The following is a 24,333-nucleotide window of genomic DNA, read 5'->3' as shown; positions in this document are numbered from 1 at the left end:
AATGATCCCGACACCGACGCGATCAGCCAGCTCGTCATCCGCCGCCACCTCACCGAAGCTCTGGAATGTCTGGACACGCCATCGACCTGACCCCGGGGCACCCAAACGGCGTGGCGGCGGCTGGTGTCTCGGAGGCTGAGGAGGGCCAGGCCGGCTTCGCGTCACTAGCAGCGATCATGCCCACGGTGGCGTAGTGTCCCCGCCCGAAGGCAGCGGCACGATCGGAGGCGACAGCGATATGGACAACGACAACGAGCCTGCTACCCCCGCCATCGGATGCGGTGTCGGTGTCCTCACCCTGTGAGCGGGTCCGGCTTAACAGCTCGCCTCGGCTTCTTCGACCCGGTCGCCGCGCATCTGCGTCGGATCACCGGCCCGCTGCGCGACAACCGCCGGTTCCGCCGTTACTTCATCGCGAATCAGGTGAACGCCGCGGGGACGACGATGGAGGTCGGAGCGCTCGCCTTCACCGTGCTGGCCAGCGGTGGCGGCCCGAGTGGGATCGCCATGGTGCTCATGGCGAACATGGTCACCGGAATCCTGGTCAGCCCGCTCGCAGGAGTGGCCGCCGACAGGCTGCCCCGCGCGGCGATCATCGCGGTCGTCCAGGTCATCATTGGCCTGGTCACCGTCACCGAGTGCGTTGTGATCTTCGCGGGCCGGGCGCAGGTGTGGAACCTGGCGGCGCTGGCCGCCACGAACTCGGCCGCTGCGTCGTTCAGCTCCCCGGCACAGACCGGGCTGATGAGCGTCATCGTCCCCAAGGACCAGCTCGGCGAGGCGAACGCGCTCGCGCAACTGTCCCGGCACACCATCGTCACCATCGGACCCGCGATCGGCGGCACCATCGTGGCCACCGCCGGGGCCGGTTACGGCGTCGGGTTGAACGCGACCTCGTTCTTCGCCTCCGCGCTGCTGATCGCCGGGATCCGCGCGCCGCGCGTACCGCGTCAGGTGGCCGGCATCCGCGCGGATCTGATCGAGGGATGGCGGGCGGTCCGTACCCGCTCCTGGATCTGGACCTGCCTTACCGGTACGGCGGTCATGGTCCCCGCCTGGCACATCGGGTACGGCATCCTCGGCCCGCCCTGGGCGAAAGCACACTTCGGAGGGGCATGGGCGTGGGGTCTCATCGCCTCCAGCCTCGGCTGCGGCATGGCGGCCGGCGCAGCAGTGTCACTGCTGTGGCGTCCCCGCCGCGCTGGGTGGGTGAACTGCCTCGGCGCCGCCGCGCTCGCGATTCCGGATCCGCTGATGGCCGCCGGCGCGCCGCTACCGGTCGTCATGGCCGCCGTGGTGGTCGCAGCGGCCGGGTTGTCGGTTTCGACCGTCGTGTGGCAGACCGCCGTGCAACAACTTGTACCCGTCGACCAGCAGGGCCGGGTCTCGGCCTTCGTCAGCATTGGCGAGATCTCGCTCGCACCCGCCGGATACTTGCTCGTCGCCCCAGCAACCGGCGCGATCGGCGTACGCGGCACACTGCTCGGCTGCGGACTCGTCCTGGCCGTCGCGAATCTTGCACCGCTGTGCAGCCGTGACGTCCGAGCCCTCACGTTGCTCGACACCCCACCCCGCGAGGACAAAGGCACCACCGATGCCATAAGCGCCGTGCCCTGACTCGCGACGAAAGGCCCCGCTGTAAGCCGCTGACTGCGGTGGAGCCTCCCACCACGGGTCGCTATGTCGTGGGCCGTCAATGACTCGCAAAGCGACCAATACTAGGGGGTCCGCTCCGGCACGCAGCTGCTCTAGCGGATGCCTGGAGACCGGGAGCCGCTGCGTGCACCTCGGTTCGCGATGGTAAGCGGGGCCATGATGGCTGGGAGCCTGTATGAAGCCAACCAGATACCCCCACGATCTGGCCGTCCCAGCGCAGCCACCGGGGAGGCCGCCGCAATAGAGAGCAGGCAGCCTGTGCCCCGGCCCCTTACTGCGGCGCCAATGCCCGGCCGGGTCATGCGCATGTGAGCCAGCGTGAAAGCTGACGGAGAGTTACACCACCGGGCGCGCGGCAGCGCGCGGTTCGCGGCAGAAGAGGATGCTGGCCACGACTCGCTCAGACGCGGCAGATGAGTGTGTCAGGTCGCGGGCGTGACGGGCCAGACGATTTCGCCGGCGCGGTTCCGCGGAGTGATCAGGACGATTGCTTTGGCCGCCAGGGCTTTGGCCGTGCCGGTTCGACGAGAAGTGAGGTATCGCCGCAGAGCGTCGGTCGGATCAGTGCCGGGCAGTGCGGGCAGTGAGCGGCCGAGAAGGTCTACACGCCTGCCCTCGTAGCGCGGCGGATCTCCTGGGTATCGACCGAACTTGGAAGGTCCGAAATCCCGAGTTCCCCGCCAGCGAGGAGGAAACGGCCAGCCATCGATCTCGGCGTAGAACGACCAGACATCGAAGTCCTTGACGCCATTACTTCCGTTCACGTAGTGCAGCGCGGCACCCTGGCACAGGGCACGACACAGAAGACGGCCGGAGTACCGGCCGGATCCTCGCGGATTGCGCAGGAACAGCTCACTCTCGGCGTCCTCGGCCAACTCGGCCAGACGGAGCAGGTCCCCGCTATCGATCGGCGCCAACGACCGATCCAGATCTCCAACGGACACTCGGACATCCTGTCGCACGACAGGACCGATTCACTAGTCGTCCGATATGCGCTCGCCGGGCGACTCGACAGCGCGTCCCGCCTGGCCGTCAGGTGCGCTCGACCTGCGGCATGAGCGGGTGATCTGTTCAGGCCAGGGCTCGGAGTGTAAATGACCGCTACGTATATGGCGTGGATTGGTCGAGATGGCTAACGTCATCAGCGTTGCGTCGGAGCCGTGTAGGAGCCCTCATGGCCAAGTACGAGCGTGGCAGAGCTATCTGGCCGCACGACCTGAGCAGATGAGTCGCGTCACGATGAGTTTCGATGAGATCGAAGCGCTCGTCGGATCGCTTCCTCCTTCTGCGCGTAACCATGGTGAACGGTGGGCGAACGACTCCAAGGTCCAAGCTCAGGCATGGCAGGCCGCAGGCTGGCGTGTCGAATCGGTCGACCAACGCGTCGGGCGAGTGGCATTCACACGAAGCACCGTTGGCGGTCCCCGTCCCATCGCGCGGAAACCCAGGCCCAGCCCGGCAATACCGGCACCCCAGCCGATCATGGTTTCAACATTGTCAGCCGAAGACGGCATGCCTGAGGCGCGGGCCCAGGCATTGCTCGTGACATACCTCGTCAGCGAGGGTTGGCGGATCCAGCGCGTCGCGGATACGACCACGGAGGAACAGGGGATCGACGTTCTCGCGACTCGTGGTGACCGGACCCTCGCCGTCGAGGTGAAGGGCTATCCGGGACGACGGTATTCCGATCCGCGCCGCGTCGGCGAGACCAAACCAACGGCGCCGGCGACACAGGCACGACATTGGTACGCGCAGGCGATTCTCAAGGCGATGCTGATGTGCAGCGATCATCCCGGCCATGAGATCGCCATCGCCCTACCGGATGTGCCGACCTATCGCTCCCTTCATCAGCGAACTCGCGGAAGCCTTCAGCGGATCGATGTCACGATCTTCTTCATCGAAGATGATGGTCGCGTCTAGAAAGGCTGACTACAATGCCCGATTCCTGGGAGGTTTCGGTGGGACGGCTAGAAGCCGATATGCGTAAGCTCATCCGCGGGTGGGTAACCGCCGCTTGCCGCGAGTGGTCTTATCCGAATGTCTCTGAGCCCTACTTCGACGCCGTCTACGAGCGGCTACCAGTCGGCGTCCGGACGCTGGTGGCTTCGGGCCATCGAGACGAGCTGATCAAGCCGGTCGGAGGATACCGGTTCACGCTGCAGGGCCTGCCACCTGGTAAAGGTCCCTATGCATGGGTGAGCCGAAATGAGCAGGCGCAGGCGCCGGCCATCAACTGGGAGTATCTGATCCAGGCCGCCGAATACGCCCGAGTCTATGGGACGCTCTCGCCCAAGGGCTATCTCATCGCGGTGGAAGACCGGCTTATGGACATCACCGTCTCCGACCCTGATGGCGCCTTGCGATGGTACATCGAGGTCAAGGAGCGGGCGATCGACATACCTGGTCTCGTCGACCGGATCGGCACCTACGGTCATGAGGGTGTCGATTTGAACGCGCCCGACCGTGGCAACGATGCCCTCCGTAAGGCCAAATATCTGATCCAGTACCGGCCTGTCTACCTGTCCATCAGTGCCATCGGGCTTCGACGCGACTTCCAGGTCGCCTACGCGGCCGGGAACCGGTTCGCTCTGATCGATGACATGGTCCCGCTGATCTGATCCACGGCATCGGTTACGGCGCACAATTAAGCCTCATGACCACGCTGATTGTCGATATGAGCGCCCGATCAGCGGCACGAGCGGATAGTTGATCATAATCATGGCGCCTTCGTCAGGAAAATGCGCTGGACGTTGCCGGTCGCCCAGTTCGGGGGCGCCTCCGCTACTTCGGGACCTCGCTATCTGCGGCTCCGCTCGTGCAAAGCCCTCCAGTCACTGCCTGTAAGATCGCGGACTTACCCCGTTAGTGCAGTAGCTCGATCAGCCGGGCTGGCTAACCTATTCGCTTGTGGAGCCTTCGCCGGCTTCGTGCTCGTCGCCGGCGCGTTCCTCGATGACCGGGTTCGACTCCTCGGCAGAAAGGTCCTGCTCGCGCTTGGCGAAGCTCCTCGCCTTGAGCTTTCGGTACCCGAAGGCGGCTCCCGCGACGACGAGGCCAGATGCGATCGTCACCCCGGCACCGATTACTCCGCCCTTCGTGAAGCCATCATCGAAGCCCTGTGGTAGCCGTGGCCCCATGCCGGGTTGCCCATGCTTGTCCCCTTACGCATTGCTCATGAATCGGGGTAGAGCCTATGACCGCCGCGAGGTGGGCGCGGCCGAGGCCGTGTGAGCCACGGGCCGCGCCTATACCCGGCGGTGCGAGTTGAGGGCGGCATCCGTGTTCCCTCCGGCGGAGCATATGGGCTCAGCGCATGAACTCGATCTCGGGGTAGGCCGGCGAGGGATGATCGAGGATGGGGGCGCTCTGGTGGGTGAGGAAGCGTTCGAAGAAGGCGGCGGTGTACGCGCGTACCACGGTCGGGGCACGGTGGTCGTCGATGTCGCCGAAGTCCAGGCGCCATGCCTCGGCGGGCAGTTGCTCGTCCAGGCCCCACGCGCGGGCGTTCACGGCGAGGTCGGTGAATCGGTAGTGGCCCGAGCCGTCCAGGCGGAGCCAGTGGTGCCAGCCTCGCAGCCGTGGCAGGAACACGCTCCAGGTGGGGTCCTGGTCCCCGCCGTCGCCGGGTGCGTGCCAGCCGCTGCCGAACACCAGGAACGGGCGGCGCAGGCCGGCCCGCTGGACCGGGCCGATCACCAATCCGTCCAGGTCGATGCCGGCCCGGACGCGCTTGTCCTCGTGCATCGCCTCGGCGGTGGTCGAACCGCCCAGCGAGTGGCCGAACATTCCGATCCGGTGCAGGTCGAGGGACCGTGCCAGGCCGGCGGGCAGCGGGCGGTGTTCGGCGTCCGGATTCGCTCCGTGGGAGATCCGGGAGAGTTGGTCGAGTACGAAGGTGGTGTCGCGGACCCGTATGGCCTGCAGACGGTTCCAGAGGCGGTCGTTGTCCTGGTCGGAGCCTCGGGCGCACAGCGCGGCATCGTCCTTGACGAGCCGCCCGCGGGGGAACTCCACCTCGGCCGCTTCGTGCGTACTGGCCGTCGCGACGACGACGAAGCCGCGGCTGGCCAGCTCTTCGTCGATGAAGGTCGTGTCGGTGCGGTCGGAGCACCAGCCGGGATAGAACAGGACCACCGGGTGCCGGACTCCCGCGACCGGGGCGTCGATGTGGCTGTTCGTGGTCGCGGCGGTGATCGCACCCGGCGGTAGATGGTGATCGGCCTCGAGCTGGGCGGCCTCCCCGGGCGGCATGTACGGGGCGACCGGATGGCCCGTGGTGTCCTGTGCGGGGTACCACAGCTGCACGATCAGCTCCCGTGGTCGTTTCCCGTCGCCCAGCGGGTCGGTGCGTGAGGCGTCGACGAGATGGAGCAAGGCCGTGCCGACCTGGTGCGGTCCGGTGGGCGGCGGGAGGTACAACGGGGCGGTCGCCTTCTGGCCGGAGACCGCTGTCCCGTGCGCGTGGTCGGCCGTTGACGACGTGGCCGTCGCCGGCGTGGCGGTCGTCAGCGTGGCCGCCGCGAGCGCGGCGAGAGTCTTCCGTGCGTTGTCGATGAGCATCGGCACCTCGGGTGATCGTGGTGAGTACGAGCCCGGTCTCGGTGGGCTGCTGACGGCGACGCTAGATCGGCGTTCGGCGCGAGGCGTCAGACCGCGGGCCCGACTCTTCGCCGCCGCGCGGTACGCGGGTGCCATGGGGGGCGGGCTCGCCGGGCCGCGCGCGGCCCGGTCAGGGGAAAGGGAGCGGTGCCCGGTGCGTCGTACCCTGGTACCGGTCCGGCCCGGTGATTCGCGCCCACGGTCGGATGCCGGGGAGATGGTCGCTTTCTAGCGTCGGCGTCATGATCGAAGTTCGCGGTCTTACCAAGCGGTACGGCCCCAAGGTCGCCGTCGACGATCTCTCCTTCACGGTCCGGCCCGGCACCGTGACGGGGTTTCTTCGCCCGAACGGCGCCGGCAAGTCGACCACGATGCGCCTCATCGTCGGCCTGGACGCGCCGACCCGCGGGCACGTCACCGTCGACGGCAGGAGCTACGCCGACTTCCGGGCGCCGATGAGAGAGGTCGGCGCTCTGCTCGAGGCGAGGTCCGCGCATCCGGGCCGGTCCGCGTTTCAGCACCTGATGGCGCTCGCCCACACGCACCGCATTCCACGCCGCCGTGTCGAGGAGGTGATCGAGATGGTCGGTCTCGGCGCCGTCGCGCGCAAACGGGTCGGAGGCTTCTCGCTGGGCATGGGCCGGCGTCTCGGCATCGCCACCGCGCTGCTCGGCGATCCGCGGACGATCATCCTGGATGAACCGGTCAACGGCCTCGACCCGGAGGGCGTGCGGTGGATCCGTGACCTGCTCCGGTCGCTGGCGGCCGAAGGACGGACGGTTCTGCACGCGACATCGGTTCGACGGCCGCCACGCTCGGCGTACCCGTGTTCGAGCTCGCGCCACGACCGGTCTCGCTGGAGGACGCTTTCATGACGTTGACCCGCGGCTCGGTCGAGTACCACGCGTCCACCCGGGACGCGGCCACGGGGTGGGCGGCGTGAGCGCGACGACGGCCGGATGCCGGCTGACCATGAGGGGTGTCGCCCGCGCGGAGTGGACCAAGCTGTGGTCCCTGCGGTCCTTCCGGATTCCCCTGCTGTGCACGATCGGAGGTACCGCGGCGCTGGGCGCTCTCGTCTCGGGCGCGTACCGCCCAGGAACCGAAGGGCAGGTCGATCCGGTCTCGATCGGCCTGTTCGGCATGAGCCTGGCGACCGCGGTGATCGCGGGGCTCGGGATCATGTCGGTGACCGGCGAGTACTCGACCGGCACCATCCGTTCCAGCATGACGGCCGTGCCCAGGCGGTGGCCCGTGCTGTGGTGCAAGGCCGCCGTGTTCGGCGCCGTGGCGCTCGGTGCTTTCGCGGTCACGGTCCCGGCGATCTTCGCCCTCTCGCAGTCAATGCTCTCCGGCACCGACATGCGGGCGTCACCGTCCGATCCGGGGATGGTGCGCACGCTCGTGGGCCTGGTGGCGTCCGTCGAACCGCTGACCGAGTTGCATCCGGCCGCCGGAGCGCCGCCGCCACTCCTCTCCTACGCGGCGATGGCCGGCTGGGTCCTGTTCGGCCTGCTCGCGGCGAGTGCGCTGCTGAGCCGGCGTGACGTGTGACGACGCCGTGGCGAAGGGCTCGCCACGGCACGACCCCAGGACCGGTGCGTCCGCGCCGGCCCGGTGGGTCCGCCTGGTCTCCGGCTTCGTACGCGGGGTCGACGCACGTCATCCACTGTGGTGGGACGTCGGGCCGCCGATCGCGCTGGCACTGGTCACGCTGCCTTCCTACCTCGGTGCCGGGCCCGTGACCTGGGCGGTGTGGCTGGGCTTCGTCGTCCCCCTGCCGTGGCGCCGCAGACATCCCTTCCGCGTTCTGCTCGCCATGGCGGTTCCGGCCGTGGTCTCCCTGTGGAACGGGGCCGTGCCACCCAACGCTCTGGGACTCTGCGTCGCCCTGTACGGAGTGGCCCTGCGCTCGGCGATCTCACGTGTGACCTGGAGCGGGCTGCTGACCGGTGCGGCCATCGCCGCGGACGTCACGTGGTGGCCGGGCGACGGCCTGGGACTTCGGATCCTCACCGGTCTCATGCCCTGCGCCGCGAGCGTTCTGCTCGGATTGTTCGTCCGCATCCGCCGGGAGGAGATCGCCGCTCTTGAGGACAAGGCCGCCCTGCTGGAACGAGAACGCGATCAGCAGGCCCGGCTCGCGGCGGCCGCCGAGCGAAACGCGATCGCCCGCGAGATGCACGACATCATCGGTCACAATCTGTCGGTCATCGTCGGCCTGGCGGACGGAGGCAGATTCGCCGCGGCGAAGGCTCCGAACCAGGCCGTACAGGCGCTGGAGGCGATCAGCGACACCAGCCGGCAAGCCCTGGGCGAACTGCGGCGTGTGCTCGGTATCCTGCGAGACGGCGATCCGGCGCGACGGCCGGCGACTCTGGCGCCGCAGCCCACTCTGGCCGACCTCGGCGAACTGTTGACTCGGCTGCGGGACACCGGGTTGACCGTCCGGTACACCACCACCGGAAGTCCGCATGACCTGTCCGCCGGATACCAGCTGATGATGTATCGCATGGTGCAGGAATCGTTGACGAACGTCCTCAAGCACGCCGGTCCGGACTGTGAGGCGCAGGTGCGAGTACGACATGGTCCGGAAGGGGTGTCGGTGACGGTGACGAACACCGGCGGCCCTGCCACGGTCGCCGCCGGCGCCGACGGCACCGGGCAGGGACTCACCGGGATACGTGAGCGAGCGGCCTTGTACGACGGCACGCTGCGGACGGGACCGCTGCCCTCGGGAGGATGGCACGTCGACCTCTGGCTCCCCCGAGAGCAGGATCGATGATCGCCGTATTGATCGCCGACGATCTGCCGCTGCAACGGCTCGGCTTCCGGATGCTGCTCGAAAGCCAAGACGACATGACCGTGGTCGGCGAGGCCGCCGGCGGCTCGGAGGCCGTCCGGATGACCGCGGAACTGGGGCCCGACGTCGTGCTGATGGACGTCCGCATGCCCGGCCTCGACGGCGTCGAGGCGACCCGTCGCATCGTCGCGTCCGGCGGCCCCAGCCGCGTGCTCATCCTGACCACCTTCGATCTGGACGAATACGCCTTCGCCGGGCTGCGCGCCGGAGCCAGCGGCTTCCTGGTGAAGGACGCACAGCCGGGCGACCTGCTGTCGGGCATCCGCGCGGTCGCCGACGGTAACGCCGTCGTGGCCCCGTCCCTGACACGAAGGCTTCTCGACCTGTACGCGCACCGGTTCCCGGTCACCGGACCGGACAGAGAACCTGAGCCCCGGCTGCGGTCGCTGACCGAACGCGAACGCGGCGTTCTCCTCTGCATCGGCCAGGGCTACAGCAACAGTGAGATCGCAGAGCGCCTGGTCCTGGCAGAGTCGACGGTCAAGACGCACGTCGGACGCGTGCTGGCCAAGATCGGTGCACGGGATCGAGTGCAGGCCGTGATCTTCGCCTACGACACCGGCCTGGTCACCCCGGAAACCCGCTGACCCGTACGGCTTCCGGACAGCCGCGTTGCGCCTGACTTAAACAGCGACCTGGGGACTCAGATGGGGCCGCCCCAACAGGGCGGCCCCCTTCAGTGTCGTAAGAAGAGCTTGAGCCAGATCATTGGACGGACCGACGGCTACCGGGAGAACGCCGGAAGAGGAACGGCAGGTCAGGCGGCCAGGACCCGCTGATGGAGTTCGGTGACGACCTTGCGGGCGGAGGAGATCGCGCCGGCCTGCCAGGCGTCCAGGTAGCTCAGGTAGTCGCCAGCGAAGTAGACGTTGCCTTGAGCCTGGTTGAGCGGGGCGAACGCTGGGGCGTCGGGGCCGCCGGACATGGAGTGCCAGGCGGCCTCGATGTGGGGGGCGAGCTTCCATTGATGCGAGTACGAGGCCGCGAGTTCCGAGCGGTACTTCTCACCGTGGATCTTCACGCCCTGGGCAACCGCGCGCTCCAGTCTCTGGGCCGGAACGAGCGCCGAGTAGGTGTCGGAGTGGGAGCCGGTGTTGTAGTAGCCGATGATGGTGCCTCGCTCGCCGAGGTGACCGTAGGACGGGTACCAGATGTGGTCCAGGTCCAGGTCGGTCTCGGTGATACCGCCCATGATCTTGAAGTCGGTCTCCCACCAGCGGCTCTTGTACTCCAGGCCGATCTTGGAGGCCTGGGAGGGCCGCACGGCCTGCAGGGCGGTCTGCACCGCGGAGCCGAGGTTGTGGGAGGTCCGGGCGAGGATCCAGGGCGCCAGCGTGGCGATGCAGTAGTCCGCGTCGACGACCTTGGTCCTGCCGTTACGGGTGTAGGTGACCTCGACGCCGTCGGAGGTGTTCCTGACGTCGGTGACCGCGGCGCCGGTGAGGATCTTGTCGGGTCCGATGGCCTTTGCGAACGCCCTTGGTATCGCGTCCATGCCGCCGACCGGCTGGAACATCAGCATGGCCTGGTCGTAGCCGAACTCGAAGGAGAAGTAACGCCCGACGTTGGAGGCGAAGACCTCGGTCAGGGACGGTACGTCGCCGAGTTCGACGCCGGGGGTGCCCGCGGCGCCGGGATCGACGCTGAAGCCGCGGTGTTCGGTGCCGGTGTACTTGTAGTCGGAGCCGAGGGAGCCGTAGCTCCTCAGGAAGGTGAGCAGCCGCTCCTTGTCGTCGGCGGTCAGCTCGGCGTCGAGGGCGCCGGCGTTGGTGGCCTTGGCGAGCAGTTCGGAGACGTAGCCGTACACGTCCGCCTTGGCGGCACGGTAGGCGGCCGGGGTCTCCATGCCGGTGGACTCGTTGTAGATGAGTGCGCTGGCGTTGGTGTTGGTGAACACCTCGACCGGCACCTTGAGCTCTCGACAGTAGTCCAGGGTGACCATCCACTGGGCGAGACGGGCCGGGCCGCAGTTCATGTACTGCCCCTGGCTGAAGGTCACCTTCTGGGTGACACCGTTCAGGTCGGTGACGGTGTCACCGCCGCGCACGGTGAAGTTGCGACCTCCGACGCGGTCGCGGGCCTCGAGGACGGTGCACTTGTATCCAGCCTTGCCGAGCTCGTACGCCGAGGTGAGGCCGGCTATGCCGCCGCCGATGACGACGACCTTGGCGGGCTTGCCGCCCCGGCCCTGGAGGGTGAAGTCACCGCGTCGAGGAGCGATGAAGGGCGCCTCCTTCTCGGCGGCGTAGGCGGCGGTGGGGGCGAGATCGAGGGCTCCCATGGTGGCGAACATGGCCCCGGCACCACCGGTGATGCCGACGGCCCGCAGGAAACTACGTCGGCTGGTGCCCGTTCCCGGCTGAGGCTCTGCCATCTGGCGGATCCCCTTTCAATAGGACGCACCACCGGTGTCTGGGCACCGGTGGTGATCTTGAAAGACGAAGAGATCCTCACATCGGCGTGTTACGAGCCACCTCATTCAGGCGTTTCGTGCGCGTTACCTGGCTTTCGCAGCTGATGTAGTGCGATAGGCCATGAATCTGGGTCCTGATGTGCGAAAACGTGCTGTCGACCGGTGAGACGACGTGTATCTACGTCGCGATACCGCCCGTCATCCAGCCTTTAATCCATAGGTTCCGGGTTCGAGCCCCGGGCACCCCACCAGTCCCTACCTGCGAATTCACCCGTGGACGGGGACAGGCTGCTGGACGAGCTGGGTGTCGGCTGCGCTGGCGGCGGTGGCCGCTACACGTCCGCATGAGATCGCCGACGAGGCGGCGAAGCGCCGGTTGGTCGGCGTTCCCGGACAGGCCACAAGCATGATTCATCCACCGTTAACCGGGACGACCAGGCCACGTCATCGACGCACCAGGACGTCCCGTTGCTATGCATCCGTCCGTATTTCACGAAGATCTGGAGAGCTCGATGCGTAGATCCCTGGTGACCGTGGCGGCCGGCGCGGTGTTGGTGCTCGGCGGGGCGTCCGCCGCCGGCGCCGGCTCGCCTTCCGCCGGCAGCGCCTCGCACGTCGGCCGTGGCGACGATTACGAGATCGCGCTGATCGGTGACATGCCCTACGGAGACTCCGGACGCACCCGGTTTCCACGCGTCATCAACGAGATCAACGCCGACCGGAGCATCTCGTTCACGGTGTTCGACGGGGACATCAAGAACGGCAGCGAGCGCTGCGACCAGGGGCAGTACGACCTGGCGGCCAAGAACTTCGACTCGTTCCAGCGGCCTGTCATCTACGTGCCCGGCGACAACGAGTGGACCGACTGTGACCGGGCCAGCAACGGCGGCTACGACCCGAGCGAGCGGCTCGCGCTGGTCCGCCGTATGTTCGCCTCCACCCCGGACTCTCTCGGTCAGAGGAAGCTGCGGCTCACGCGGCAGTCCGCCGACTTCCCCGAGAACGTGCGCTGGCAGTACGGCGCGGTGACGTACCTCGGCCTCAACATCACCGGCAGCGACAACAACGCACCGCAGTTCGACTCGAGCGGTAAGCAGACCGACGGGGACCTCGCCGAGTACACCGCACGCAACGCCGCGAACCTGGACTGGCTCGACCGCGGTTTCGCCGCGGCCAAGGCCGTCAAGTCGAAGGCGATCGTCATCGACATCCAGGCCGACATGTGGGCGGCCTCCGACCCGACCGCGCACTTCGCCGACACCAAGCGCAAACTCGCGCAGCTGACGATCGGTTTCCCCGGCCAGGTCCTGCTGGTGAACGGCGACAGCCACTTCCTCCAGATCGACAAGCCCCTCAAGGACGCGAAAGACGCGACGATCGAGAACTTCACCCGGGTGCAGACGTTCGGCAGCGATCAGAACCACTGGGTGAGCGCGCTGATCGACCCGAGCGACCCGCAGGTCTTCACCTTCCACCAGCACATCGTCAAGGCGAACGAACCGGCCTACGTCAGTCCGTGACCCTGACGTCCCTCCCCGGATCGGGCCGGGCCCCTTCTCAGGGCACGGTCCGATCCACCGGTCTTTCCGCAGGCTGTGGATGGGTTTTCAGCACCCGCAGGGGTCGCGGCGCTCGAGCACTCGAGGCGGCCGGCCAACGATTACGGAGCATTGGGTGACGTCGGGTCAGGCGGGTTGACCAGGCGGTACTGGTAGGCCAGCGCGACCAACTGTGCGCGGTCTCGGGCGCCGAGTTTGGCCATTGCCCGGCTGATATGGGTTTTGGCGGTGGCCTGGCTGATGGATAGGGCCGCGGCGATCTCGTCGTTGCTCATGCCGTGCGCCGCCAGCCCGGCGACCTCTCGCTCCCGCCCGGTGAGCTTGGCCAGCGCTCCAGGGTTGATCTGGCGGGTGGGCGCGTGGTCGACAAGCCGTGCGATCAGCCGGCGGGTCAGGCCGGGCGACAGGAGTGCTTCGCCACCTGCAACCACCCGGATGCCCTGAAGCAGTTGGCCGGGATCGGTGTTTTTGATCAGAAAACCGCTGGCGCCGGCGTCCAACCCCTCGATGACGTATTCGTCGTGATCGAACGTCGTGAGGATCAGCACATGCACGCCCGCGAGGTCGGGAGCCTCGGCGATCTGGCGGGTGGCGTCCAGCCCGTCGACACCTGGCATGCGGATGTCCATGAGGACGACGTCGGGGTTGGTTTGCCGGGCCAGGTCAACCGCTGCGGCGCCGTCGGCTGCCTCGCCCACCACGATCATCTGCGGTTCGGCGTCGATGAGGACCCGGAACCCGGCACGGACCAACATCTCGTCGTCGGCGATAAGGACCCGGATCGGCTCGGTCATGCCTGACCAACACCAGGTGCTGTCGGTGGTCGTCGGTGTCCGCTCGTCCGGGTCACGCGTGGTTCCGGTTGGCCGGTCATTGGCGGGCGCATGTCGTCATCATGCCGGGTCTGGTGTGGGTATCACACACCGCACCTCGAAGCCGCCGTCGGGGTGCGGGCCGGCGGTGAACTGCCCGGACAGCGCCACGGCCCGTTCTCGCATGCCGCTCATGCCGTGCCCATCCTTACCGTTGGTGCCGCGGTGACCGGGGCCGGGGGCCGGCCCGTCGTCGCGGATCTGGATGACCAACTGCGCGGGTTCGTAGCGCAGGTCAAGCTGGACGGTGCGGGCGTGGGCGTGGCGCACGACGTTGGTCAGTGCCTCTTGGATGATCCGGTAGGCGGCAAGATCGACGGCTGCGGGCAACGGCCGGGCGCTGTGGTGGATGTTCAGCTTGGGCTGGACGCCGGCTGCCCGAACCGGGTCCAGCAATGCGTCGAGCTGGTCGAGGCCGCCGCGGGGTGCCCGGGGCTGGTCAGGCTCGTCGCTGTCGGCGCGCAGAATGCCCAGGATGGTCTTGACGTCGGTCAGCCCCTGGTCGCTGATGTGTTTGATCGTGCTCAGTGCCTCCGCCGCCTGGGCGGGTCGCGTGGCGATGAGGTGGATGCCGACCCCGGCCTGCACGCTGATGCTGGCCATGGTGTGGCCGAGGACGTCGTGCAGTTCGCGGGCGATGCGCAGCCGTTCTTCGACCACGCGGTGGCGGGACTGCTCCTCGCGGGTCTGGGCTTCGCGGGCAAGCTGAGCGCGGGTGGCCACCAGCAGCGCACGGTTGTACCCGACCGCCGTGCCGGCGGCGCCGGCGGTGATGGCCATCCACATGGCGTTGCCCGTGATCCCGGCCGGCACGGCGGCGCCGAAGGCCAGGTGGATCGCCACCACCGCGGTGAGCGCGGTCACCACCGCGCCCGCCAGCCCCCACCGCCACCCGCGTCGGGCCGCCAGGGTGTAACAGGCGATCAGCGGGGTCAGCGGGATCAGGGGGCTGGGATAGTGGGCGGCTGACCAGACCAGGGCGACCGTGCTGAGGACGACCAGCACCGATCTCGGGTAGCGGCGGCGGAGCGCCAGTGCGCCGGCCACAACCCCGACGAGCCCGACCGCCCCGGCGTCGAGTGGGCGAGGGTTGTCGATCCACGGGAGTCTCGCGCCGGTTCGGCTGCCGGCCAGCACCAGCACCGACAACGCCACGCCGAGCCCGACAACGGCATCGGTGAGGTTCGGTGCGGCCTGGCGCACGGTGCTGAGCGTCTTTGGCGTCTGCATCGCGAGTCATTCTGCCGGTATCCGCTGGTCAAGCGCATCCGCTGCCTGGACTACCACACTCGGCGTACTGGTCTACCGCGTGGGGATGACCTACTCCGGCGGAGTGAGCCACGAAACACTCCCACCAGCCGACGCGAACCGCCTGCGCCTGCCGCCACGATCATTTCGTGACGAGCACCAGCGAGGAAGAACTGATGGTGGCGAAGCGGGCAAGGACACGACGCCAGACCGAAGGCGGGCCGGCGGCCAGGCGAACCGGTAGAAGCATCCCGGATGCATCGGGCGATTCGACGAGGTTCACCGCGCCCAAGGCGACGCTACTGCCGGAGAGCGGCTGGGAACTGCGTGTCGGCCGGGGCAGCCGGAACCGCGCGGCCCTGGAAGTGCACACCGGCGACGGGCTGATCGACGTAGCCGTCGCCGACGGTCTCGTCGCGGCCCTCATCCGCGGAGCCGTACGGGGACGGCGGTGGTCGGTGGCCTGGGGGCACCTACCTCGCGGTGGCGACGTGCTCGTGGAGTTCCGCTCCGGGAATTCGATGCGCCGCGTCCCCGCGATCACGATCGCGGGGGCCTTCTGGGCGGCCGAGGTGCCGGGGCGGTTCCGCTCGGTCGTCGTCACCACCGCCGCCGACCGGGCGTCATTCCGCCTGCGCCGCTTCCGGCAGCACGGGACTGCAGGACTCCGCCCGCAGGCGTCGTAGCGGGCGTCGACGAAAGCGACGCCCGCTCACGGCTCCGCCCGTGCATTGGGCTCCAGGGATCCAAGGGGGTCGAGTACGACGCTCGAACGACTTGAGGAGAAGATGATGACAACCGAGGCTTCCCGTACGGATGGGGCTTTGGCGGGACTGGCCCGTTTCTGTTACCGACGGCGCCGTCTGGTCTTTCTGGCCTGGATCGTCGGCGTGCTCGCCGTTGCGTTCATCGGCTTCGGTTACGGCGCCGCCCCCGACAACGACATGTCCGGCGGGGGCTCCGGGTCCGCCAAGGCGCAGGCGCTGATCGAAAAGCACTTCCCTGAGCGGCAGGGGGACACGCTCACGCTCGCGATCAAGGCGGACAAGGGGATCGACGACCCCGCCGCCCGGCGGAAGATCGAGAAGGTCATCGCCGATCTTGACGCCTCACCCATCACTGGCCCGGTGACCTCGCCGTACCCGGACAAGAAGCTGGTGACCAAGGATCGTCGTATCGCCCGTACGATCATCCCGCTGACCGAAAAGGATGCGAAGAAGACCGAGGTCAAGCCTCTGGTGGACACGGTCAAGCAGGCTTCCGGAGATGGCGTGTCATTGGGGCTCGGTGGGGAGCGGGCAGAGAAGGCCGAGACACCCAAGCAGGGTCCGGGCGATAGCGTGGGCGTCCTTGCGGCGGCGGTGATCTTGTTCATCGCCTTCGGGTCGCTGGTGGCGATGGGCTTGCCGATCGTGACCGCGCTGATGGCGATCCTCGGCGGCCTTGCCCTGACCAAGCTATCGGGGTACCTCGTTCCCGCGCCGGACTTCACCGTGCTCTTCGCCGCGCTCATCGGGCTCGGTGTCGGCATCGACTACGCACTGTTCATCGTGACCCGCTACAAGGACGGCCTGCAGGAGGGCGACGATCCCGAGAGCGCCACCGTCAACGCCATCACCACCGCGGGTCACGCAGTGCTGTTCGCCGGTACGACCGTGGTGATCGCGATGCTGGGTCTGGTCGTCATGGGGCAGAGGCTGATGACCGGGGTGGCCATCGGCGCGTCGGCGACAGTCCTGGTGACCATGATCGCCGCGGTGACCCTGCTGCCGGCGTTCCTGGGCTTCATCGGCCACAAGATCAACTCGCTGCGGCTGCCTCGCCGTACGTCCCGCCGGCCCGCGTCTACCGGTGGCCCGGCCCCAACGCGCCGTACCCCCGCCGAGCGCTGGGCCCGCACAGTACAGCGCAGACCATTGGTCGCTGCGGTACTGGCCGGCGCGGCTCTGCTGGTGCTGGCCGCCCCCGCGCTGTCGATGCGCCTCAGCCTGCCCGACGCCAGCGTGCAGCCCCACGACAGGAGCAGCTACACCTCGTACAAAATCCTCTCCGAGGGTTTTGGCCCCGGCTACAGCGCACCCCTGATCTTCGCCGCCGAGGCCGGCTCCAAGGACGAGCTGGGCCCCGCCGTCGAAATGGTCAGCGCGACCGAGGGCATCGCCTACGTCACGCCACCCCAGATCAGCAAGGATGGAGAGGCCGCCACCTTCACCGCCTTTCCCAAGACCGGATTCCAGGACGAGGCGACCACGCACCTGGTGCACAAGCTTCGCGACGACGTGCTGCCCAAGGCACCCGCCGGGGACAAGGTCTACATCGGCGGCCCTAACGCCGCCGCGATCGACTATTCCCAGGAGACCGGCTCGCGCCTGCCCCTGATGATCGCGGTCGTCATCGTGCTGTCGCTGGTGCTGCTGATCGCGCTGGTCCGGTCGGTCACGATCGCGCTGCAGGCCGCCGTGATGAACCTGTTGTCGATCGGCGCCGCCTACGGCGTGCTGGTCGCGATCGTGCAGTGGGGATGGTTCGGCTCGGCCCTCGGTTTCGCCACCGACATGCCGGTCACGACCTGGGTGCCGTTGGTGATGTTCCCGGTCCTGTTCGGCCTGTCGATGGACTACGAGGTCTTCTTGATCTCGCGGGTCCGTGAGGAGTACGAGCGCACCGGCGACACCCGGACCGCCGTCACCCACGGGCTGGCGCGGACCGCCAAGGTCATCACGGCCGCGGCCGCCATCATGATCGCCGTCTTCACGACCTCCGTGCTCGGCCCCGACGTCTCGATCAAGCAGGTGGGCCTGGGCATGGCCGTCGCCGTGTTCATCGACGCCACCATCGTCCGGATGATCCTCGTCCCCGCGGTGATGGAACTGTGCGGCAAGGCCAACTGGTGGATGCCCGGAGGCCGGGCACCGAAGACGACCTCGGCTGCACAGGCCGAGGTCGGGGAAAGGGTCGAAGTCTGACCCATAACCCGGCCGTCGAGCAGTCCGGCCATGCCACATTCGGCCGCGCGGCGACAGGCATTGACACCCGCATCCGCCACCTGTTGCCCGTCCTCACCCAGACACCGGAGACTCACCCATGACCGCACCCAGCCACTACGCCAGCGTCCGCTACCTCGTCGACGACGTCCAGGCAGCCATCGACTTCTACACCACCCACCTCGGCTTCACCCTCAACACCAGTGCCGCACCCGCTTTCGCCGACGTCGTACGCGGGCGGCTGCGACTGCTGCTGTCCGGACCCGCGAGCTCCGGTGCCCGCGCCACCCCCGCCGAGAACACCGTCGCAGGCCGCAACCGCATCCACCTCATCGTCGACGATCTGGACGCCGAGATCGCCCGGCTGCGCACCGCGGGCCTGCCGTTCCGCAGCGACATGATCGTCGGCCCCGGTGGACGCCAGATCCTGCTCGCCGACCCCGCCGGCAACCTGATCGAACTGTTCCAACCCGCCGACCGGCCCGAGGCACCCACACGCTGACCCATGAGCACTCCCACCAACGTCCCGTCCGTGCGATGACCACGGCGTCATTCACCCCCAGCCGCGGCATCGTCTGGCCTCTCGCTTCGTCAGCGGGCCGCGGGCTGGAAGAGCTCGACGACGTTGCCGGAAGGGTCCTGGAGCAGGATCTGTTTTCCGCCCGGCCCGGTGATGATGTCGTTGCGGAAGTGCAGCCCGGCCGAGCGGAGCTTGTCCACCTCGGCGGCCAGGTCGTCGACGATCAGGTGGATGCGGTTCCAGCCCCCGGGACCGGGCGTGACGCCGTCGGGCATCGGCCGCCCTGCCGAGGACTTCGGCCCGCTCAGCAGCAGCCGCAACCCGCCGCGGGTGACATCGGCGAAGGCGGGTACCGCGGACGAGCGGAGCACGAACCCCAGGTGAGTGGTGTAGAAGTCGACGGCCTTCTGCACGTCGTCGACGATGTACCGTACGCTGACCAGATCTTCGGACATCGTCAGTCCTCACTCGCTAGGTGATGGATGAGGAAGCGGATACGAATGTCGAGTTCGGCGGCGGTTCGTTCGAACGCCGGATACTCGCCCCGCGCCGGGTTCCCGAATCGCTAGACAGTGAGTCAGCGGAAAGGCTGGGTTGCCAGACTGACGGACAGTAACCAAGGCAGCTGGGCATAGCAGTCTCGTCAGCGTCGGCGATCTGGGATGTAAGGCCATGTTCGTCATGGTCGGAGAGCCCCACAGCGCTTCAGCGAAAGAACTCCCGATGAAGGGTTCGAAAGTTCGATCAGTGGTAGATGGGGCGCAACCGGTGGCCACCTCCAGGCAACCAGCCGGCACTGCCATCGCGCGAACGTGTCCAGGGCTGACATTGAAGCTCTGAGCCCAACGACGTCGCGGGATCAGAGATGGTGACCACGGCGAGCGCGAGCTTGATCAACGCGAGAAGCCAGGCGACGGGGTGACCAACGATCAGCCGGCGTTGCGCGGCCTGACGCCAGCCGACACAGGCTCAGAAGAACAAACCGCACCCCGACAACACACCGAAGGGCAAGGCAAAGGGCAACCCCCACAAAGCGCCGACCGGCTGAGACCCCGAAGTCACTCGCCCGGAGTAACGGCCCAAGCTTCTACGGCGCTGTAGATCTTGTGCTATCTCATCCCGGAGACTCCATACCGGCGGACACCCGGACAAGCATCGCGGCGACCGTCGGGCGACACCACGTACCGGCCGCCACGCACCACCACACCGGACCGCTCCAGGCTGACCATCTCACCGCCATCGTCGCGATCGGCGCCGTGCTGTGGATCCTCGGCACCGCCTTCGTCACCAGCTGGCGGGACAGCGACCGAAGGTTCCGGGGCATACTCAGCGAATTCGACGAGCACCACGACCCACATGCCGAACGACACACCGATGCACATACGGCGAGCCCACGTTGACGACCGTACGTCACCGAGACACCGCATTACGCATTCGCGCTCGCGTATTCGCCGTCTCCCTGGACGGGCCAACACTCCGGATCAAGTCGGTCAGCGCAGGCCGCTTATTGAGGACTGCCAGGTAGGGCAACACCCTCGTCGATGATCAGAAGACGCTGCGTTCCCTTGTTCTGTGCGCCCTGCAGCCTGACCGCACCGGCGCAATGGCCCTCCGGCATCTCCGCGCGGCGCGGACCGGTGCGCACTGCCCGTGATCGCTACTGGGAGCGGGTGGCATGCAGGGTCGGTACCTCGTACGACAACCCCACGGGGCCGCAGCGCACACTCGCTCAGGACGTGACCGTCGGAAGGTCGGCGGTGACCGCGCCGAAACCGGCAAGCCGCCGGAGCAGGCCGTCGACATCGGCCGGGGGCACTGCCCCACTCCAGGCGATGAACAGGTCGGGGCGAACGAGAAGGAGCGGCTGTGCGTAGCTCTCGTCGGCGTGCACTACCGAGAGTGGGATTCCGAGCCTGGCTGCGGCCTGGACGAAGCGGCCGGCATCGCCACCGGCGCAGACCAGCGTGAATTCCCTGCCGAGAAGGTCGAACACCGAACGTCCGTCGGGCAGCCAGACGTGCGGAAAGCGGGCGCCTGGGGCGAGGCTCGGGCGGTACTCGTCGATACGTGTGATCGTGTCCTCCGCCGACCGGCCGTCCGCTGCGATCCCCGGCGAGTCCACGTAACGGGACCCGAACTGCACACCCTGGCTGTGCCACTGCTGCCGATCGAGCTTCGCGATGAGTTCCCCGACCTCGGCCCGCAGCCGGGCGCCCTCGGCGTCGTCGACGTGCAGCGCGGGGTCGCGGGCGATGGACGCCATGTCCCGGTCGATCTTGAGCGCCGCACGCGAGGTGGCCTCCCCCACGGAGCGGCGCTCGACCTCGTACGCCTCGAGAAGTTCGGGTCCGCCCCAACCGCCGAGCAGCGCCGTGAGGCGCCAGCCCAGCCCGACCGCGTCGGCGATGCCGGTATTCATGCCGAAGCCACCCAGCGGGAGCCAAAGGTGTGCGGCGTCGCCGGCGAGCACGATCCGGCCGTCGACGAACCGGTCGGCCACGAGCCGGCGCGGCGTCCACCGCACGACCTGGATCTTCTCCAATTCCATTTCCCGGCCGAGGGCGGCGGACAGGACCTCGTCCTCGTCGAGGTCATCCGGTGCGGTGCCCTCCGGGACGCGGGCATGGCACAGGAACAGGCCCTCACCATCGAGTTGCACGAACGAGCCTTTCAGGCGTGGTCCGTACCACCAGTACATCCAGCCGGGCCTCTCTGACGCGGCGAACTCGCGCCCCAGCTCCGCCGAGCGGAAGTAGACCGAGAGCCGGTTCTCCGCGGCACGGGAGTCACCCTGCAGCCTGGCGCCAATCGCCCGCCGGGTGGTGCTGGCCCCGCCGTCGCAGCCCACGACGTAGTCGGCGGTCAGCACCTTCTCGATGCCTCCGGCGATGACGCGCACCTCGACGATCTCGCCACGCTGCCGGACTCCGACGACCTCGTGCTCACGAGCGATCTCGACCGAGTCGTAACCGCGGACGTGCTGTTCCAGGATCGGCTCAAGGAAGATCTGTGAGATCCGGTGCTGGGGCTCGGGGGTGGGCCACTCGTCGAGCTCGGGCGCGGTCCGGTCCAGGATCTCCTGGGCGGACGAGAACCGGAAGCGGGTGAGCTCCCAGCCCGTCAGGCTCGTGCAGTACACGACGTCCGTGGCGTGGTCGAGCGGCAGCCCGGCGCGGCGGATCCGGTCCGCGACGCCGAGCCGGCGAAAGTACTCCATCGACCGGGCGTTGGTCGTGTTGCAGCGCGGGTTGTCCGTGGTGGTGTCCTGCTTTTCGAGCACGAGCGTGTCGACGCCGCGAGTGCCGAGCTCGGCGGCGAGTGTCAGGCCGACCGGTCCCGCACCGACGACGATTACGGAGCGGTGTCCGGAGGGGGTGGGCATCAGAGATTCTCCTCGGGGGTGTCGAGTGCTTGCAGCGCCTTGTCCGCGGCGGGAAAGACACGGCAGAACGTGCGCCAGAAGACGTTCTCGAGATGCTCGGCGTCCATTTCGGACGCGAGCAGCTCCTCCATCACGGCCGGCACGTTGTAGCTGACGGGGTCGGCATAGGAGTCGGTGCCGAACATCAGCCGTTCGGAGCCGAACCGGGTCACGAAGGTGTCGAGCGGGCGCAGCAGCGGGAAACAGATCGCGGTGTCGAACAGGATGTTGTCGAAGCGGTCCGCCAGATCCATGACGTACTGGATCTGGGTCGACGCCGAGAACGCGTCGAGGGCGACGATCGTCGCATCGGGATGGTCGCGGGCGAGGTCCGCGAACATCCACGGCGCTTCGAGGTTGGACTCGGCGAACATGTGCACGTAGCAGGGGAGGCCGCGGGCGGTGGCCTCGTCGATCAGGGCGTGCATCCGCTGGTCCGAGACGGCGACGCCCTGGTAGCGGGTGTGCCAGACGACCCCGTCGAGCCCCAGCTCGTCGACCATCCGGTCGAGTTCCTCGCGGCAGAGCGCGAGACCGTGCAGCGGCTCGACAGTGCCGAGCGCGGCGAGGAAACGCGGCGAGCGCTTCCGGTAGGCCGCGATCGCATCGTTGACCTCTCGGGTGTTGACGATGCCGTATGGACGCTCGTACTGCAGGCCGGGCATCACCGCGCACGCGGTCATGCCGAAGCGGTCGAGCATCGCGTGATGGGTGTCGACGTGGTCCCGCGACACCGAGGCCGTGGGCCGCTCCTCGGCCGCGCCGATCGAGAGGGCGCCAACGTGGTGGTGGGTGTCGACGACGTGCCGGACCGTCCGCCTCGTCATGTGAGCTCCCGGCGGCTCGCCGAGTTCGCGCGCCTGCGCAGGACCGTAATGGACAACAGACTGATCACCCCGAGCACCGTCATGTACGCGGCGACGGACCAGCCGGCCTTTGTCGCGTCGAGCAGGGCGGCGGTGATCAGCGGCGCGAGCCCGCCACCGAAGACCGACCCGACCTGGTAACCCAGCGACGCTCCAGAGAAGCGGACGTCCGTGCTGAACAGCTCGGAGTAGAGCGCCACCTGAGGGCCGAACATCAGCGAGTGGACGGTGAAGCAGACGAACAACGCGACGAAGATCAGCCACAGATTGCCGGTGTCGATCATCGCGAACATCGGCCAGCCCCAGACCGCGACACCCGCGGCCCCGATGATGAACAGTTTCGGCCGCCCCAACCGGTCGGACAGGTGCGCGAAGTACGGCAGGAAGATCAACGGCGCGATGCAGGCGGCCAGGATCGCCCCGAGCAACGGAGTCCGCGCCAGGTGCAACGACTTGACGCCGTAGTCGAGGATGCCCGACACGATGATGAAGGCGACGGCGTTCGGCAGCACGAACGCGCCGCCCGCGAGCAGGATGGTCCGCCAGTGTTCGCGCAGCACCTTCGCCAGCGGCTGCTGCTCCGCCACGTTCGGCTCCGGGCGAGCCGCCTGCAGCTCCTTGAACTTGGGCGTGTCCTCCACCGCGTGGTGGATGTAGAGCCCGATGGCGATCATGACCAGGCCGGACAGGAACGGAATCCGCCACCCCCACGCCAGCATCTGCTCGTCCGAGAGGACGAACGAGAGCACGAGGAACGCGCTGATCCCGCCCATCAGTCCCAGTTGCGCGCCGACCTGCACGAAGCTGCCGAAGAACCCGCGCCGACCGGCCGGCGCGCTCTCGGTGAGCAACAGCGACGCACCGCCCCACTGGCCGCCGAGCGCGAAGCCCTGCAGCAGGCGCAGGAGCACGAGCAGCACTGCTCCGACCCAGCCGATCGCCGCCGCCGTGGGCAGCAGGCCCATCAGGAAGGTGGCCACGCCCATCACCACCGTTGATGCGACGAGCACCGGTTTGCGGCCGTACCGATCACCGATGTGCCCCGCGACGGCGCCGCCGACCGGGCGGGCGACGAACCCGACGGCGAGGGTGGAGAACGACGCGAGCGTGGCGGCGGTGTCACCAAGCCCGGAGAAGAACAATGGGCCGAGAAAGATGGCGGATGCCGTGGCGTAGACGAAGAAGTCGAAGTACTCGACGGCCTGGGCCAGCACGGCAACGGAGATCAGCCGCTCCCATCTGGGGGGCTGCGCGGCCGCTGGGGCACCCGGCCGGTCGGCGGTAGCCGGCGTGGAGGGAGTGAGGTCGGTCATGCAGAGGAAGCTAAGCCGG

At 68.0% G+C, this 24,333-nt stretch carries 21 protein-coding genes and 1 pseudogene; 11 read left to right on the top strand and 11 right to left on the bottom strand.

Going from position 1 to position 24,333, the window contains the following annotated elements; translation table 11 throughout:
- The first annotated feature begins 300 nt into the window (after positions 1-300).
- Positions 301-1,617: an MFS transporter gene (locus QSK37_RS31215; RefSeq protein WP_285628360.1), complete on the top strand. Its 1,317-nt coding sequence runs from the start codon at positions 301-303 to the stop codon at positions 1,615-1,617.
- Between the two features lie 461 nt (positions 1,618-2,078).
- On the opposite strand, the gene QSK37_RS31210 is transcribed toward QSK37_RS31215, so the two are convergent.
- Positions 2,079-2,573: a hypothetical protein gene (locus QSK37_RS31210; RefSeq protein ID WP_285628357.1), complete on the bottom strand. Its 495-nt coding sequence runs from the start codon at positions 2,571-2,573 to the stop codon at positions 2,079-2,081.
- A gap of 211 nt (positions 2,574-2,784) precedes the next feature.
- Here QSK37_RS31210 and QSK37_RS31205 point away from each other — a divergent pair, with 211 nt between their 5' ends.
- Both QSK37_RS31205 and QSK37_RS31200 read left to right on the top strand, forming a co-directional pair.
- Entirely contained in the window at positions 2,785-3,576 is a 792-nt protein-coding gene (locus QSK37_RS31205; protein ID WP_432705616.1) for a DUF7662 domain-containing protein, read from the top strand.
- A gap of 59 nt (positions 3,577-3,635) precedes the next feature.
- The gene (locus tag QSK37_RS31200; protein WP_285628351.1) at positions 3,636-4,274 is read left to right on the top strand and encodes a hypothetical protein; all 639 of its coding nucleotides are present in this window, start codon (positions 3,636-3,638) and stop codon (positions 4,272-4,274) included.
- Positions 4,275-4,553: 279 nt separating this feature from the next.
- Here QSK37_RS31200 and QSK37_RS31195 read toward each other — a convergent pair whose 3' ends face one another.
- Both QSK37_RS31195 and QSK37_RS31190 read right to left on the bottom strand, forming a co-directional pair.
- A complete protein-coding gene (locus QSK37_RS31195) occupies positions 4,554-4,727 on the bottom strand; it encodes a hypothetical protein (RefSeq protein ID WP_285628348.1) in 174 nt (57 codons plus the stop codon).
- A 235-nt stretch (positions 4,728-4,962) separates the two neighbouring features.
- Complete coding sequence (locus QSK37_RS31190) at positions 4,963-6,216, bottom strand: alpha/beta hydrolase family protein (protein WP_285628345.1); 1,254 nt, start codon at positions 6,214-6,216, stop codon at positions 4,963-4,965.
- Between the two features lie 281 nt (positions 6,217-6,497).
- Between QSK37_RS31190 and QSK37_RS31185 the strand changes: the two are divergent.
- The 4 genes and pseudogenes from QSK37_RS31185 to QSK37_RS31170 all read left to right on the top strand — a co-directional run.
- A pseudogene (locus QSK37_RS31185) lies at positions 6,498-7,037 on the top strand (ATP-binding cassette domain-containing protein); the annotation flags it as partial.
- Between the two features lie 157 nt (positions 7,038-7,194).
- Positions 7,195-7,809 (top strand): hypothetical protein, encoded by a 615-nt coding sequence (locus QSK37_RS31180; protein ID WP_285628339.1) that lies wholly within the window; start codon positions 7,195-7,197, stop codon positions 7,807-7,809.
- A complete protein-coding gene (locus QSK37_RS31175; RefSeq protein WP_285628336.1) occupies positions 7,799-9,040 on the top strand; it encodes a sensor histidine kinase in 1,242 nt (413 codons plus the stop codon). The genes QSK37_RS31180 and QSK37_RS31175 overlap by 11 nt, the downstream gene beginning before the upstream one ends.
- The gene (locus QSK37_RS31170) at positions 9,037-9,705 is read left to right on the top strand and encodes a response regulator (RefSeq protein ID WP_285628333.1); all 669 of its coding nucleotides are present in this window, start codon (positions 9,037-9,039) and stop codon (positions 9,703-9,705) included. Before QSK37_RS31175 ends, QSK37_RS31170 begins: the two co-directional genes overlap by 4 nt.
- A gap of 170 nt (positions 9,706-9,875) precedes the next feature.
- Here QSK37_RS31170 and QSK37_RS31165 read toward each other — a convergent pair whose 3' ends face one another.
- Positions 9,876-11,492 carry a flavin monoamine oxidase family protein gene (locus QSK37_RS31165; protein WP_285628330.1) on the bottom strand — a complete coding sequence of 539 codons (1,617 nt, stop codon included), beginning with the start codon at positions 11,490-11,492 and terminating at the stop codon, positions 9,876-9,878.
- Positions 11,493-12,043: 551 nt separating this feature from the next.
- Between QSK37_RS31165 and QSK37_RS31160 the strand changes: the two genes are divergently transcribed.
- Positions 12,044-13,051 carry a hypothetical protein gene (locus tag QSK37_RS31160; protein WP_285628328.1) on the top strand — a complete coding sequence of 336 codons (1,008 nt, stop codon included), beginning with the start codon at positions 12,044-12,046 and terminating at the stop codon, positions 13,049-13,051.
- Positions 13,052-13,191: 140 nt separating this feature from the next.
- On the opposite strand, the gene QSK37_RS31155 is transcribed toward QSK37_RS31160, so the two are convergent.
- On the bottom strand, positions 13,192-13,884 hold the full coding sequence (locus QSK37_RS31155) for a response regulator (RefSeq protein ID WP_285628325.1): 693 nt from the start codon (positions 13,882-13,884) through the stop codon (positions 13,192-13,194).
- A gap of 99 nt (positions 13,885-13,983) precedes the next feature.
- Positions 13,984-15,192 (bottom strand): sensor histidine kinase, encoded by a 1,209-nt coding sequence (locus tag QSK37_RS31150; protein WP_285628322.1) that lies wholly within the window; start codon positions 15,190-15,192, stop codon positions 13,984-13,986.
- Positions 15,193-15,359: 167 nt separating this feature from the next.
- Between QSK37_RS31150 and QSK37_RS31145 the strand changes: the two genes are divergently transcribed.
- The 3 genes from QSK37_RS31145 (at position 15,360) to QSK37_RS31135 (ending at position 18,696) form a co-directional block, all read left to right on the top strand.
- Complete coding sequence (locus QSK37_RS31145; protein WP_285628319.1) at positions 15,360-15,896, top strand: hypothetical protein; 537 nt, start codon at positions 15,360-15,362, stop codon at positions 15,894-15,896.
- A 105-nt stretch (positions 15,897-16,001) separates the two neighbouring features.
- On the top strand, positions 16,002-18,176 hold the full coding sequence (locus tag QSK37_RS31140) for an MMPL family transporter (protein ID WP_285628317.1): 2,175 nt from the start codon (positions 16,002-16,004) through the stop codon (positions 18,174-18,176).
- A 118-nt stretch (positions 18,177-18,294) separates the two neighbouring features.
- Entirely contained in the window at positions 18,295-18,696 is a 402-nt protein-coding gene (locus QSK37_RS31135) for a VOC family protein (RefSeq protein WP_285628315.1), read from the top strand.
- 89 nt (positions 18,697-18,785) lie between these two features.
- On the opposite strand, the gene QSK37_RS31130 is transcribed toward QSK37_RS31135, so the two are convergent.
- From QSK37_RS31130 to QSK37_RS31110, 5 genes are all read right to left on the bottom strand, one after another.
- Complete coding sequence (locus tag QSK37_RS31130) at positions 18,786-19,169, bottom strand: VOC family protein (protein ID WP_285628312.1); 384 nt, start codon at positions 19,167-19,169, stop codon at positions 18,786-18,788.
- A gap of 654 nt (positions 19,170-19,823) precedes the next feature.
- Entirely contained in the window at positions 19,824-20,096 is a 273-nt protein-coding gene (locus QSK37_RS31125) for a hypothetical protein (protein WP_285628309.1), read from the bottom strand.
- 347 nt (positions 20,097-20,443) lie between these two features.
- A complete protein-coding gene (locus QSK37_RS31120; RefSeq protein ID WP_285628306.1) occupies positions 20,444-22,096 on the bottom strand; it encodes an FAD-dependent monooxygenase in 1,653 nt (550 codons plus the stop codon).
- A complete protein-coding gene (locus QSK37_RS31115) occupies positions 22,096-22,962 on the bottom strand; it encodes an amidohydrolase family protein (RefSeq protein ID WP_285628303.1) in 867 nt (288 codons plus the stop codon). Before QSK37_RS31115 ends, QSK37_RS31120 begins: the two co-directional genes overlap by 1 nt.
- A complete protein-coding gene (locus QSK37_RS31110) occupies positions 22,959-24,314 on the bottom strand; it encodes an MFS transporter (RefSeq protein ID WP_285628300.1) in 1,356 nt (451 codons plus the stop codon). The genes QSK37_RS31115 and QSK37_RS31110 overlap by 4 nt, the downstream gene beginning before the upstream one ends.
- Positions 24,315-24,333: the final 19 nt, after the last annotated feature.

This window comes from Actinoallomurus iriomotensis, assembly GCF_030269445.1.
Classification (GTDB): domain Bacteria; phylum Actinomycetota; class Actinomycetes; order Streptosporangiales; family Streptosporangiaceae; genus Actinoallomurus; species Actinoallomurus iriomotensis.
This window is presented reverse-complemented; position numbering and strand designations above follow the sequence as displayed.

Excerpts from the sequence above, each read along its gene's own strand:
- QSK37_RS31205 (WP_432705616.1), top strand. The coding sequence starts at position 2,785 with ATGGCTAACGTCATCAGCGTTGCGTCGGAGCCGTGTAGGAGCCCTCAT.
- QSK37_RS31200 (WP_285628351.1), top strand. The coding sequence starts at position 3,636 with ATGCGTAAGCTCATCCGCGGGTGGGTAACCGCCGCTTGCCGCGAGTGG.
- QSK37_RS31190 (WP_285628345.1), bottom strand. The coding sequence starts at position 6,216 with ATGCTCATCGACAACGCACGGAAGACTCTCGCCGCGCTCGCGGCGGCC.
- QSK37_RS31170 (WP_285628333.1), top strand. The coding sequence starts at position 9,037 with ATGATCGCCGTATTGATCGCCGACGATCTGCCGCTGCAACGGCTCGGC.
- QSK37_RS31165 (WP_285628330.1), bottom strand. The coding sequence starts at position 11,492 with ATGGCAGAGCCTCAGCCGGGAACGGGCACCAGCCGACGTAGTTTCCTG.
- QSK37_RS31160 (WP_285628328.1), top strand. The coding sequence starts at position 12,044 with ATGCGTAGATCCCTGGTGACCGTGGCGGCCGGCGCGGTGTTGGTGCTC.
- QSK37_RS31155 (WP_285628325.1), bottom strand. The coding sequence starts at position 13,884 with ATGACCGAGCCGATCCGGGTCCTTATCGCCGACGACGAGATGTTGGTC.
- QSK37_RS31150 (WP_285628322.1), bottom strand. The coding sequence starts at position 15,192 with ATGCAGACGCCAAAGACGCTCAGCACCGTGCGCCAGGCCGCACCGAAC.
- QSK37_RS31140 (WP_285628317.1), top strand. The coding sequence starts at position 16,002 with ATGACAACCGAGGCTTCCCGTACGGATGGGGCTTTGGCGGGACTGGCC.
- QSK37_RS31135 (WP_285628315.1), top strand. The coding sequence starts at position 18,295 with ATGACCGCACCCAGCCACTACGCCAGCGTCCGCTACCTCGTCGACGAC.
- QSK37_RS31130 (WP_285628312.1), bottom strand. The coding sequence starts at position 19,169 with ATGTCCGAAGATCTGGTCAGCGTACGGTACATCGTCGACGACGTGCAG.
- QSK37_RS31125 (WP_285628309.1), bottom strand. The coding sequence starts at position 20,096 with ATGTGCATCGGTGTGTCGTTCGGCATGTGGGTCGTGGTGCTCGTCGAA.
- QSK37_RS31120 (WP_285628306.1), bottom strand. The coding sequence starts at position 22,096 with ATGCCCACCCCCTCCGGACACCGCTCCGTAATCGTCGTCGGTGCGGGA.
- QSK37_RS31115 (WP_285628303.1), bottom strand. The coding sequence starts at position 22,962 with ATGACGAGGCGGACGGTCCGGCACGTCGTCGACACCCACCACCACGTT.
- QSK37_RS31110 (WP_285628300.1), bottom strand. The coding sequence starts at position 24,314 with ATGACCGACCTCACTCCCTCCACGCCGGCTACCGCCGACCGGCCGGGT.